Origin of the sequence: Fodinibius sp. Rm-B-1B1-1 (assembly GCF_038594945.1) — a bacterium.
Classification (GTDB): Bacteria; Bacteroidota; Rhodothermia; order Balneolales; family Balneolaceae; genus Fodinibius; species Fodinibius alkaliphilus.
Map to the genome: position 1 here is coordinate 205,882 of NZ_JBCFYD010000002.1, position 12,714 is coordinate 218,595.

Sequence of the window (12,714 nt, forward strand, 5' to 3'; positions counted from 1 at the left end):
AGATTATTATGTTGGACTATTAGCCGAAATGGATACGGTCATTACAGTGTGATTAGAACCCGCTTCTTTTGTTTTTTGAAAAACGCTGTGCAGCCCTTTAAAAATATCGTGAGAGTTTCCATCAAGACGGGTTTCGTAATGGGTTGGGGTAACTTTGACACCAAATGATTTCATATTCTCAATTTGCTCATAAATGGTATCCATATAATCACCCCCATCCATGGGGTATAGGGCGAACTTTGCAGCCACATCAAGCGAAAGGCGCTTGTTTGCAGATATATTCATGAGCTCATCACTTTCAGCCATATAGGAGTGTCCTTTTGTATCACCGGGACAACCCACAGAATAAGTGGCATGAAAAGCCACATGCTTCCCGCTTTGAGCAGTGTGAGCCAGTACTGATTGGCTGACATCAAGAACATGAGCCATTCTTCCCCGCACGATGGTACTTACTTTATCGGTTTGTGTCCATGTTTTGGAAGTATCTGTTTTATCAATAGCCTTTGTTATGAGTTCAACAAAATTATCACTCATAGGATGGATAGAAAAACTGCATCCTGCTAATGCTGCATTATCATCTGACATAGTATTTGAGAAATTAGATTTGCAAATTTTAAAGGGGAATGAATTAGGAGTCAAAGTTAACTTCCGGAACTTCTTCAGCTCCTTCATCGGCCTCGAAGAAAGCTTTTTGATCAAAGCCGAAAATTCCTGCAAATACGTTATTTGGGAATCTCTTTACCGTAGTATTGTAGTCTCGTACAGCTTCATTAAAACGTTGTCGTTCAGTTGCTATTCGGTTTTCGGTTCCTTCGAGTTGGACTTGCAGATCCCTGAAATTCTGATTGGCTTTTAGCTCAGGATATTTTTCTACAGTTACAAGCATCCGTGATAAGGCGCCGGAAAGCTGCTGTTGCGCCTGCTGGAACTGCTGAATCTTTTGTGGATTATTGAGGTCATCAGCTGATATCTGAATAGAACTGGCTTTGCTACGTGCTTCTGTAACTTGAGTTAGTGTTTCCTGCTCAAAATCAGCCGCCCCTTTTACTGTATTGACTAAGTTGGGTACCAGGTCGGCGCGTCGTTGGTATTGGTTTTCAACTTGTGCCCAAGATTGTTCAACGTTCTGTCCTTGCTCTACTAAAGTATTATATTTTCCAATGCCGATAAAAACCAACAAGGCGATAACGCCTAATCCGATAATAGTCTTAATATTCATGACCTAAATGTATTTTGTTAATAATTGTGGAGCACAAATATACGAAAGCATTCATAAATTGATGCATGCTTTCCGATTAAAAAAAAATTGAAGATTATTATAGAAGGGCAAATACTTAGGGGGTTTTCATTTTTAAATCTTAGCAATCAAATCCCTATCTTTGAGCGAATCATTTTTCAACTGCAAATTTACGCTTTGTCTTACCAATTTATCTACTTTGATCTGGACGATACGTTACTGGATCACAAATCTGCAGAGGCCGCGGGATTAAAAGATGTCCACCGCCATTTTGGGCTTTTTGAAAATACCGGCACTGAAGAACTTATTGATGTATATCATCAAGTTAATAGCAAGCAATGGAGTTTGTATAGTCAGGCAAAAGTGACCCGGGATGAGCTACAGCGCAATCGGTTTGAGTTGACGCTAAAAGAGCTCGGTCTGGATAAAAGCCGATACGAAGAAGTTGGTAATTTTTATATGCAGGCGTATCGCAATCACTGGCAGTGGCTTGATGGTGCGAAGGAAGCATATTATGGAATTCTTGAGAAGTATCCCGTTGGTATCTTAACCAATGGCTTTGCCGAAACGCAGCGCAAAAAGTTCGAAGCTTTTGATTTATATAATTCTGCTCAGGCAACCGTCATTTCGGAAGAGGTTGGAGTGCTAAAACCTCATCCCGATGTGTTTGAATACGCTACTGAGCAAGCGGGAGTCTCTAAAGATGAGATTTTATATGTAGGTGATTCATTTAGTTCTGATGTGGAAGGAGGAACACAGTTTGGATGGAATGTAGCTTGGTTTACCCAAAATGGGGAGGCGGATAAGCATCAGAAAGCCGATTTTGTATTTGCTGATTTTATAGATTTGAAAAACTTGTTGAAGGTTTAAAGTTAAAGGTTGAGGGTTAGATCTTTGTCTAACCTTGAACCTTCAACTTTCCATCATATAACAATAAGCCTAATGTCTGATAACACGATGAAGGAGCCGGAAGTAACACTTGAATTAGCCAAAGATCACGGATTGACCGAAGAGGAATTTGAGATGATCAAAGATTATCTCGGTCGTACCCCAAATTTTACCGAGCTTGGGGTTTATTCGGTGATGTGGAGTGAACATTGTTCGTATAAAAACTCTATCTTAGAAATAAAAAAACTGCCCAACGAAGGTCCGCAGATGCTGGTAGGAGCAGGAGAAGAAAATGCCGGGTTAGTTGATATTGGTGATGGACTTGGTTGTGTATTTAAAGTTGAGAGCCATAATCACCCGTCCGCAATTGAACCGTATGAAGGTGCTGCGACCGGTGTTGGTGGCATTCATCGTGATATTTTTACCATGGGTGCTCGTCCGGTTGCCAGTCTCAACTCCTTACGTTTTGGTGATATGGATACGCCTCGTGTTCGTTTCCTGTTGGATGGCGTTGTGCGCGGTATCGCAGATTACGGTAATTCCTTCGGCGTGCCGATGGTAGGCGGAGAAATCTATTTTGATGAAAAATATGAGGGCAATCCGCTGGTAAATGCTATGAGTGTTGGAATTGTAAAGGAAGATCAGACGGCATCGGCTATTGCCGAGGGGGTTGGGAATCCGGTAATTATCGTTGGTTCAGATACCGGACGAGATGGTATTCACGGGGCAACCTTTGCCTCTGAAGAAATTAGTGAAGAAAGTGAGGATAAGCGTCCCAGTGTGCAAGTGGGCGATCCGTTTTCAGAGAAGCAATTGCTCGAAGCTACACTTGAAGTTATTAAAAATGGCGGTATCGTTGGTGTTCAGGATATGGGGGCTGCCGGCATCAGTTGTTCGTCTTCTGAAATGACTGCCAAGGGAGGCGTGGGAATGAAGCTGGACTTGGACAAAGTTCCAGCCCGCGAAGATGGTATGACGGCTTACGAGCTGTTGCTCTCCGAAAGCCAAGAGCGGATGCTGGTTGTAGCTGAAGAAGGACGTGAACAGGAGATTATCGATATTTATGAGAAGTGGGATCTGAATGCGGTAGTTATTGGTGAGGTTGTCGAAGGTGAAAACGTAACCTATCTCAAAGATGGCGAAGTGAAAGCTGATATTCCCGCTGATAGTTTGGTGTTGGGCGGCGGTGCTCCGCGTTATAAGCGTGAGACGAAGAAGCCCGAATATTTGGATGATGTGCAGTCATTTGACATTGATTCACTTGACCATCCCAAAAACCACAATGATGTAATTAAAAAATTATTAGGATCACCGAACATTGCTTCCAAGCGTTGGGCGTATGAGCAGTATGATACGATGGTACGCACTAATACAGTGAACGGCCCTGGTGCTTCGGATTCTGGCGTGGTACGTATCAAAGGCACGAAAAAAGGGCTGGCTGTTAAGACCGATTGCAATGGTCGATATGTGTATTTGAATCCACGTAAAGGTGGACAAATTGCGGTGGCAGAATCAGCTCGAAATGTGGTTTGCAGTGGTGCTAAACCGATGGCTATTACAAACTGTCTGAACTTTGGAAATCCCTATAAACCAGAAGTGTATTGGACGTTTAAGGAAGCACTTGCAGGGATGGGTGAAGCTTGTCGGATGTTTAATACGCCGGTGACGGGTGGAAATGTGAGCTTCTATAATGAGAATCCTGAGATGGCAATTTTCCCAACGCCGGTTATTGGTATGTTGGGATTGATTGAAGATGTGGAAAATCATCGTATGACTCCTGAGTTTAAGAATGAGTCTGATGTAATCTATTACGTTGGTGCTCCTCGAAAAGGGTTAGGGGGGAGTGAGTATCTGCATACGCTTCATGATTTGACGACGGGTGATGCTCCCGATATTGATCTCGAATTTGAGAGTCGATTGCAATCAACGTTGCTGGAAGCAATTCAGCAGCAGATTGTTAATGCGGCACATGATATTTCGGATGGCGGTCTGGCAACAACGTTAGCTGAAATGGCGATATTTGCTGGCAAGGGCGCTGACATTTCAGTAGATGATTTGGGAGATAATGACTATGAAGTACTTTACAGCGAAGCACAATCTGGAGTAGTAGTCACTTGCGAAGCCGAAATGAAAGGGCAGCTCGAATCACATCTACAAAACCAAGAGATTCCTTTTGAGGAATTAGGTACTGTAACAAATAATGATTTGTTAACTGTAGATGAGCTGGTGAACTTGTCGGTAGAGGAGATGTACGATATCTATGATAACGTTATTGAGCAAGCTATGAAGCAAAAAGATGATGTGGTAGCGTAGTTTGGATTCTAAATAGTGAAAGTTATGGGCTGTCGGTAATCTGTATGCTGGCAGCCTTCTTTTTTGAACGAAAGTTCAGCCAATTTTATTCAATTATTTTCACAATAAATAATTATCCGTTCAGATCAGTGTGTATCTGTGGCTTAAAAAAACGAGTATTATGAAAAATAAGATTGTATTGATTGTTGGTGGATCAGGAGGAATTGGAAGTGCTTGTGGACGCGTGTTTGCCAAGGCGGGTGCCAAAGTGGTACTTGCAGCGCGAAACCAGGAGAAGGTAGAAAAGGTGGCTCAAGAAATTAATGATTCCGGTGGGGAAGCCTTTGTGATTGGCGTTGATGTCACTGATTTAGCTTCGGTATCAAAAATGGCCCGGGAGGTAACCCAGGATCTCGGACCTATTGATGTGCTGGTGAATGCTTTCGGTACTGCTGTTATTCAACCACTTTTGGACATCAATCCCGAAGAAGCCAAAGAGATGCTGGATGTGAATGTGTATGGGACGTTTTTGGTGACGCAGACGGTGGTGCGTTATATGGCGACGGAGAAGAAGGGACGTGTTATTATGTTTCCTGGCAGTGTGGGTAAGTATCCTATGAAGAATTCGTCGATCTACTCAGCTTCGAAATTTGCCATTACAGGATTTACAAAGTCGCTGGTTGAAGAGCATAAGCGTAGCGGAGTTAAGTTTACGCTTATGCATTTGGGCGGCGTAGATACCCCGATGTGGGATAGCAATACCGTGGATATGCGTGTTCAAAAAGACAAAATGTTGTCGCCAGAAGAAGTGGCTAAATCCGTGTATTATGCTGCCAATCAGCCTGAAGGTTCGGTCCTAAACGAAATTACGATTCAGCCTGAATCGCATCAAATGGTGTAAAACAGTTGACAGTTAGCAGTATTTTAGTTCTGATATTATTTACTGCTAACTGTTACTGCTTACTAATTTTGTTTGAGTGAGGGGCGGAGATTAATCCATTGTTGACTTAATGGACTCCTCGATGATGTCGAGTCCTTCCTCAATTTGATCTTTATTGACGGTTAATGGCGGACGGAATCGCATGGTTCGTTCTCCGCAGGAGAGAATCATCAAGTTATTCTGGAAGCATTCTTTAATTACTGAATCCCGGGTATGGGTATCGGGGAAATCAACAGCACAGAACAACCCTTTACCCCGTGGGTTTGTAACGTGTTCAAATTTTTGGGTTAGATCATTAATTTTATCCTGTAAAAAGTTACCTACCGTAGCGGCATTATCGACGAGGTTTTCATCTTCAATTACCTGTAAAATACGTCCAAACCGAACCATATCTACCAGGTTTCCGCCCCATGTCGAGTTAATACGTGAAGAGACATGGAAGCAATTGGTTTCGACATCGTCGATACGTTTACTGGCTAAGATTCCACAAACTTGTGCTTTTTTACCAAAAGCTAAGATATCTGGTTTAACATAGTGCTCATGGGCCCAGAATTTTCCAGTTAGTGCAACGCCCGTTTGTACCTCATCATAAATGAGCAGCGCTTCATGTTTATCGGCCAGATCACGAAGCGCTTGGTGAAATTCCTTGCGAAAATGACGGTCGCCTCCTTCACCTTGAATGGGTTCCAGGATGATACAGGCAATTTCATCTTTGTACATCTCAAAGTATCGCTCGGCTTGGGCAATAGCGCGTTCTTCATGCGCCACCGTTTGTCGGATATGTTCATCAGTAGCTGGATAAGTCATAGCCGGAGAGGTAATGCGCGGCCAGTCGAACTTTGGAAAGTATTTTACTTTTTTGGGATCTGTATTGGTCAACGACATCGTATATCCCGACCGACCGTGAAAGGCCTGTTCTAAGTGGAGGACTTTATGTCCTTTTTCTTGCCGATAACCTTTCTCAAAATTCTTTTGCACTTTCCAATCAAAGGCTACCTTAAGGGCATTTTCAACCGCTAATGCACCGCCGGAAATAAAGAACGAGTAGGGGAGGTAATCCGGAATGCCGACACGATCAAAATTGTCTACAAATTCAGCCATCTCTTCGGTATAGACATCCGAGTTGGAAGGCTTGTTAATAGCAACTTTGCCAATCTTTTGTTGGAACTCCTCGTTAGCCAGTTGAGGGTGATTCATTCCCAGTGGATTAGAGGCAAAAAAAGTAAAGAAATCCAGATAACGCTCTCCGCTCTTCGCATCATATAGATAGGTCCCTTCACTCTTTTCGAGATCAAGCACAATATCGTACCCATCCGTTAAAATATGTTTTTGTAGAATCTTGTGTACTTGTGCGGGAGCAACTGTGTTGGATGTGGACATATGCCTCCTAATAGCTTTTAATTAATGTTTATGTGTCGGAGTCTAACCGGGAAAGAATTTTGAATTTACTATTGACAACTACCCATGTCAAGCTGTATCTTTACTGACTCACATCGCGGGGTGGAGCAATTGGTAGCTCGTCGGGCTCATAACCCGAAGGTTAGAGGTTCAAGTCCTCTCCCCGCCACTACCAAAAAGGCGACTTTCTGTTTAACAGGAGGTCGCCTTTTTTATTTGCGTAGTACAGGAAAAGTACAAATAAATTATTTTCTTACCCTCTTAAAACAGTACTGCGAACATATTTACTGAAGCAAACCGCATACTTTTGACAAGTTTTAAGCTATTTGTTCTATAGTTAGCTAAAGATATAACTTGTTTTTCATTTATTGGGATATGTGATTTTTGAACTAACTATTGAGCTTAACATTGCTACGAGAAGTGATAATGCAATTAAAGCAATGATTAGGCGACACCCAGTATTTAAGGTTTAAAGAAAGTATCCTTTGTTACTACCACCAGCGAAGTTCCTAATAGGATTCTTACCCTAAGGTGGACTGGAAATATGTATATTATTTTTCATAGGTCTGCACCTTAATATTGTTTTAACTTGAGAAGAGAGAGAGGATGAAAATCCTGACCTGAAGCTTGTTCTTTATAAGAATGAGGATATAATTAAAGGGCATAACTTAGAGTCAATTTCAGAGGTAAAAATATAACTCGTATGATAATCAGGTAGTTACGAGTTAAAGCTGATTTTGGAAATTTCCATATATGTTGATAGTAGATGACAAACCATGAAAAGATTTTGTGAGAGATACTGTCCGAAGAACTTCGTTACGCATAACTTGGGAACTTTCAGGGATAATTTTATTGTTTAGCAATGATCATGCAATGGCTACTATTTTAGTTTTGATTTTTGAAGTAGGTTATTGGAAATAAGATGAAGTACTGCAGGAAGTGGATACAAAGAGAAGGGGAATACAGTTGTAAGGGAAGAAAATATCAGCCTTCTTTTAAGCTTTTTTAGGAAGGTATGTACAAAATAATATCCCCTTACGAAAGAGAAACCATTATGAGCAACGTAAAAGATGACAAAAGAAAAGTTACCTCCTCAGGTTCATCAGAAAAGGTGGTAGATTTACATATTAATGGGCCTTTTAAGGGGCCAGAAGAAAATATAGCCGGTACCATTTATGTAAATCAAAAAAATCGAATCAAATGCGTTATTTCATCTATTACTGAACTGATCAATTCGAACTCTTTCAATGAGGATCTGGAAATTAAGGATTTTTCCCAGCAGCTGAAGTACGAGGGGATTACAGACGATATTAGATATGTACTTAAATATCGGGATAGGGTTCAAAAAGAAGTAGAAGGGAAAAGTGGGAGATGGTATTTGATGGAGTTGCATCCTCATTCACCAGAAGATGATATTGAAGGGGTGGTAATAACATTTGTTGATATTACTCAACTTAAAGACACTGAACAAAAGCTCGCAGAAAAAATAGAAAAAAATAAAGAATTGCAGCAGCAGATTATTAAAAAGGACGTAAGCGAACGTTGGAGGATCGGACAATTTCTGCATGATAATATTGGCCAAACATTGGTAGCGGCCGAACTTTTGCTTCAGGAAACGAGAAAAAAGTTAGCAAGAGGAGAAAAAGGGGTAGAGGAAGATATAGATCAGGTGTTAGAGATACTCAGAGAGAGCAATACAGATGTCCGCGATTTATCTCATGATATCATGCCCATTCAAATAGAAGAGCACGGCATAACTCAAGTGTTCCGCAATTTTGGCCGACAACTTGAAAAAAGATATGACATTCACTGCGACCTGGAATATGATATCACTCCTGATAATATTACAAACATTGAGGTAGCAACACATTTATACCATATCGCCCAAGAGTCGGTCAAAAATGCAGTTCTCCATGGAAACGCTGAACATGTTAAGATCTCTTTAAGGTCGGATGAAGATTATATGTATCTTACTATAGAAGACGACGGAACCGGTTTCTCAGATTCTTCAACAGGAGATGAAGGAAGAGGCATTGATATTATGCGCCACCGGATGGAAATGGTTGACGGGAAATTTGAAATTCTGGACACTTCTGATTTAGGAAACGAAGGCATTACCGTTTCCTGCAAGCTACCAATAGAAAAGCTATAAAAATACTTGTTAGCTTCCTGCCTTTTTATTTTCTGCCCTTTTTAGTTCAATGAGTAATTTTGTCTACCCATCCAAAAAGTAACCCCTGATACAGTTCAATATAGATACTATAGAATATTATTAGGTGTGAAAAATACATTTATTATATTGAGTTTCGTTGTTAATCGTATTAAAAGAGAAGATTATGAATAGAAAAAGCTGTCTGCCGGTACTTGTTCTTATATTATTAGTGGGAAGTTTTATGCAGGTTGAGCTTGTACAGGCACAATCGTCAACATCAGACAAAGTTTCAGCGGAATATACGAATCCGCTAATATTGCAACGAGCTGATCCCTGGGTATATAAACATACCGATGGCTATTACTATTTTACGGCATCAGTTCCTGAATTTGATCGTTTAGAAATTCGTCGATCAAAAACCATAGAAGGATTGAAGAAGGCGGAGCCAAAAGTGATTTGGCGAAAACATGATGAGGGTATCATGGGAGCACATATTTGGGCACCTGAGTTACACCATATTAATGGAAAATGGTATATGTACTTTGCTGCAGGATCTACGGAAGATATTTGGGCCATTAGAATGTATGTGCTTGAAAATGAGGCGGCAAACCCGATGAAAGGAGAATGGGTAGAGAAAGGAGAGACAAAAACCCAATGGGATACCTTCTCCCTTGATGCAACTACTTTTGAACACCGAGGCACGCGATATATGGTATGGGCCCAACATCCCCCGGATTTTGATGGTAATACAGCCCTTTATATTGCGGAGATGGATACGCCCTGGAGTATCAAACAACCGCAAGTGGAGTTAACGCGTCCCGAATATGAATGGGAAGAGCAGTTGTTCAAAGTGAATGAAGGGGCAGCAGTAATTAAAAGGAATGATAAAATTTTCATGACGTATTCGGCCAGTGGAACGAATCACAATTATAAGGTAGGTCTGCTTACGGCTGATGAGGATGCTGACCTGATGGACCCCGATGCATGGAAAAAATCGAAAGAGCCGGTGTTTTCGTCGTCAGAAGAAAATGAGATATACGGTCCGGGTCACAATAGTTTTACAACAACACCGGACGAATCTACTGATTTGATGATATATCACGCCAGAAGTTATAAGGAAATTGAAGGGGATCCCTTGAATGATCCTAATCGGCACACCCGTGTTCAGGTAATAAAATGGAATGAGGATGGAACGCCTGAATTTGGTATCCCACAACCAGATAATGCTTCAACAGATCCATCTGGAAGGTGATTTAATTACTTATTTTTTCAGATATAGAAAACTCCGCAGGATTTATATCTCCTGTGGAGTTTTGTTTTGGGAAAATTATTTAAACGGAAATGGACTCCTCGAAGGTTGCAATAGTATCTTTAATAATAGTTATACAATCCATAAGCTGATCTTCGGTCATTACCAATGGTGGAGCAAAGCGTATAATATTACCGTGTGTTGGTTTGGCCAAAAGACCATTTTCTTTGAGTTTAAGGCAAATATTCCATGCCGTATCACTTTCTTCTGAATCATTAATGACGATGGCATTGAGTAGCCCCTTACCCCGAACGAGCTTTACAAGGTCAGATTCCTGAACGAGATTATTCATCTCATCACGAAATATGTTGCCCAGTTGGTCGGCATTGTCAGCTAATCCTTCTTCTTCAACTACCTTTAGCGCCTCCATAGCCACGGCACAAGCCAGCGGATTTCCACCATAGGTAGAACCGTGTTCGCCGGGGCGCAAGCATTCCATAATATCGTCATCAGCCATAACTGCTGACACGGGATAAGCTCCGCCCGAAAGGGCTTTCCCTAAAATCACAATATCAGGACGGACATTTTCGTGATCCACGCACAGCATTTCGCCCGTCCGGGCAATACCGGTTTGGATTTCATCCGCAATAAAAAGAGTGTCGTACTTTTCACAGAGCTCAGATGCTTTTTTAAGATAATTGTCATCGGGAACCACAACGCCGGCTTCGCCTTGAATGGGCTCAACTAAAAATCCTGCTACATCTTTTTTCTGCAACGCCTGCTCAAGGGCTTCCAGATCATTATAAGGAATTGAGACAAATCCCGGCGTATAGGGGCCAAAGTTTTTACGGGCTACCGGGTCATTTGAAAAGGAGATAATGCTGGTTGTACGCCCGTGAAAGTTTCCTTTTGCAACAATGATCGTCGCTTTTTCAGGCGTCAGGTTTTTCTTTTCATACGACCATTTGCGGCACAATTTGATGGCCGTTTCGACACCTTCCGCCCCGGTATTCATGGGCAAGAGCTTATCATATCCAAAAAGATCGTGCATATATTCTTCATATTTCCCCAGCAGATCGCTGTGAAAGGCCCTTGAGACGAGTGTCAGCTTTTTAGCCTGTTCTTCAAGGGTATTAATAATACGAGGATGACAATGCCCTTGATTTACGGCAGAATACGCCGATAAGAAATCATAATACTTGTTTCCCTCGGGATCCCAAACATGAACCCCTTCACCTTTTGAAAGTACTACTGGCAAAGGATGGTAATTATGAGCACCAAATTTATTTTCAAGTTCAATAGCTTGGGTTGTGGTAATCATCTAATTATATCGATTAGTTTGAAAGAAATGTTTTACTGAAGATAGGATCTATAGAATATAAGGTAAATTAATTTCTTGATGGGATGATGAAATTTTTGGGAGACAGGTTCGATACATTTATAATAGTATTCTCTATAAAAAATTTATATAATCCACAACACGTTGCGAAAAGGGTACTTGTCATCAATAAAATTAAGTAATCATGGATATTTCAGTATTTCCAAGCGTATATGAATCAACGCGATCAGATTTAAGCGGAGTTAGTAACGACTTATTGAGCGGTCTCAAGATCGACTACAACGATGAGTCATATATTATTGGCGAATTAGCGCTTCAAGAAGGGCTTTCACCTCATCGACTTATTAATACAGCTCCCGGAGAGTTAGATTTTGACGTGCTTTTTCGGGCAGCATTGCTGCTGGCGCAAGAAAAAGCTGGGAGCGACTTTTCCATGACCATGGGTTTTCCCTTTGAGATGTATCAAAAGCACAGCGATATGGCGAAGCAGCGACTAACTAAGTCATTCGATGTGTTGTATGACAGTTCTACTTTTGCTACGAATGGAGCAACCGGCAAGCAAGCAGCAACTATTCAGCTGCGAAATGTAGACGTCATTCCCGAGATTGCCGGTAGTATTATTTCATTGCGGTATGGTGACTATCGCGAAGAAGATGATTTCTTTGTTGTAAGTCTTGGATATGGTTCGATGGAGGGAGTTGTTAGTACCGATAATGGTATTATTCGCCGAACGGCTACCAGTACGCACGGTATTCGTTATGCAGTAAATATGATGAAGGAAGAGCTACAGAAGGATTACTATCTCGGTTTCAAAACTGAGCATCAGCTCAACGTCGCTTTCAAAAACGGCAAAATTAATATTGACAAGCGTAATATTGACCTTACTGCCCTGCGCCGAAAAGTGCTGAAGTCATATTTCCAGAATATTATTCATCCGGCCCTGGCAAATGCATTTCAGGATTCTGATTTTGCCGATTGTTCAACCATGTACCTGGTAGGAGGAGGTGCTTATTTTAGTGAGCTCACGAACTTAATATCCGATGAATTTGAGGGTATTCTTAATATCGAAATTCCTGATAAGCCCGAACAGATGGCTGTTAAAGGATATTGTCTGAACACTGCAATGCAGTTTGAAGGAGAAGGTACGCCCGTTGGAATTGATATGGGGAATGCCAATACCCTTATTGCAATTATGGATGAAGAGGTAGGGGCATAGTAT

At 41.4% G+C, this 12,714-nt stretch carries 10 protein-coding genes and 1 tRNA gene; 7 read left to right on the forward strand and 4 right to left on the reverse strand.

The features are described 5' to 3' along the window. Positions 1 to 6: 6 nt before the first annotated feature. Both AAFH98_RS08260 and AAFH98_RS08265 read right to left on the reverse strand, forming a co-directional pair. Positions 7 to 585 carry a YkoF family thiamine/hydroxymethylpyrimidine-binding protein gene (locus AAFH98_RS08260; protein WP_342522229.1) on the reverse strand — a complete coding sequence of 193 codons (579 nt, stop codon included), beginning with the start codon at positions 583 to 585 and terminating at the stop codon, positions 7 to 9. A gap of 43 nt (positions 586 to 628) precedes the next feature. Continuing rightward, positions 629 to 1,219 (reverse strand): LemA family protein, encoded by a 591-nt coding sequence (locus tag AAFH98_RS08265; RefSeq protein WP_342522230.1) that lies wholly within the window; start codon positions 1,217 to 1,219, stop codon positions 629 to 631. A 195-nt stretch (positions 1,220 to 1,414) separates the two neighbouring features. Here AAFH98_RS08265 and AAFH98_RS08270 point away from each other — a divergent pair, with 195 nt between their 5' ends. From AAFH98_RS08270 to AAFH98_RS08280, 3 genes are all read left to right on the forward strand, one after another. Beyond that, a complete protein-coding gene (locus tag AAFH98_RS08270; RefSeq protein WP_342522231.1) occupies positions 1,415 to 2,107 on the forward strand; it encodes an HAD family hydrolase in 693 nt (230 codons plus the stop codon). A 72-nt stretch (positions 2,108 to 2,179) separates the two neighbouring features. Further along, complete coding sequence (purL, locus tag AAFH98_RS08275) at positions 2,180 to 4,438, forward strand: phosphoribosylformylglycinamidine synthase subunit PurL (RefSeq protein ID WP_342522232.1); 2,259 nt, start codon at positions 2,180 to 2,182, stop codon at positions 4,436 to 4,438. A 160-nt stretch (positions 4,439 to 4,598) separates the two neighbouring features. Then, positions 4,599 to 5,318 carry an SDR family oxidoreductase gene (locus tag AAFH98_RS08280; RefSeq protein ID WP_342522233.1) on the forward strand — a complete coding sequence of 240 codons (720 nt, stop codon included), beginning with the start codon at positions 4,599 to 4,601 and terminating at the stop codon, positions 5,316 to 5,318. A 90-nt stretch (positions 5,319 to 5,408) separates the two neighbouring features. Here AAFH98_RS08280 and lat read toward each other — a convergent pair whose 3' ends face one another. After that, entirely contained in the window at positions 5,409 to 6,737 is a 1,329-nt protein-coding gene (gene lat / locus AAFH98_RS08285; RefSeq protein WP_342522234.1) for an L-lysine 6-transaminase, read from the reverse strand. 114 nt (positions 6,738 to 6,851) lie between these two features. On the opposite strand from lat, the gene AAFH98_RS08290 reads away from it, so the two are divergent. The 3 genes from AAFH98_RS08290 to AAFH98_RS08300 all read left to right on the forward strand — a co-directional run bounded on the left by AAFH98_RS08290 (position 6,852) and on the right by AAFH98_RS08300 (position 10,159). Beyond that, positions 6,852 to 6,924: transfer RNA gene (locus AAFH98_RS08290), tRNA-Met, on the forward strand. An 885-nt stretch (positions 6,925 to 7,809) separates the two neighbouring features. Further along, on the forward strand, positions 7,810 to 8,907 hold the full coding sequence (locus AAFH98_RS08295) for an ATP-binding protein (RefSeq protein WP_342522235.1): 1,098 nt from the start codon (positions 7,810 to 7,812) through the stop codon (positions 8,905 to 8,907). Positions 8,908 to 9,148: 241 nt separating this feature from the next. Then, positions 9,149 to 10,159 carry a glycoside hydrolase family 43 protein gene (locus AAFH98_RS08300; protein WP_407935502.1) on the forward strand — a complete coding sequence of 337 codons (1,011 nt, stop codon included), beginning with the start codon at positions 9,149 to 9,151 and terminating at the stop codon, positions 10,157 to 10,159. Positions 10,160 to 10,238: 79 nt separating this feature from the next. On the opposite strand, the gene rocD is transcribed toward AAFH98_RS08300, so the two are convergent. After that, positions 10,239 to 11,477, reverse strand: a complete 1,239-nt coding sequence (gene rocD / locus AAFH98_RS08305; RefSeq protein WP_342522237.1) for an ornithine--oxo-acid transaminase — start codon at positions 11,475 to 11,477, stop codon at positions 10,239 to 10,241. 202 nt (positions 11,478 to 11,679) lie between these two features. On the opposite strand from rocD, the gene AAFH98_RS08310 reads away from it, so the two are divergent. Beyond that, the gene (locus AAFH98_RS08310) at positions 11,680 to 12,711 is read left to right on the forward strand and encodes a ParM/StbA family protein (RefSeq protein ID WP_342522238.1); all 1,032 of its coding nucleotides are present in this window, start codon (positions 11,680 to 11,682) and stop codon (positions 12,709 to 12,711) included. The last annotated feature ends 3 nt before the right edge of the window (positions 12,712 to 12,714 follow it).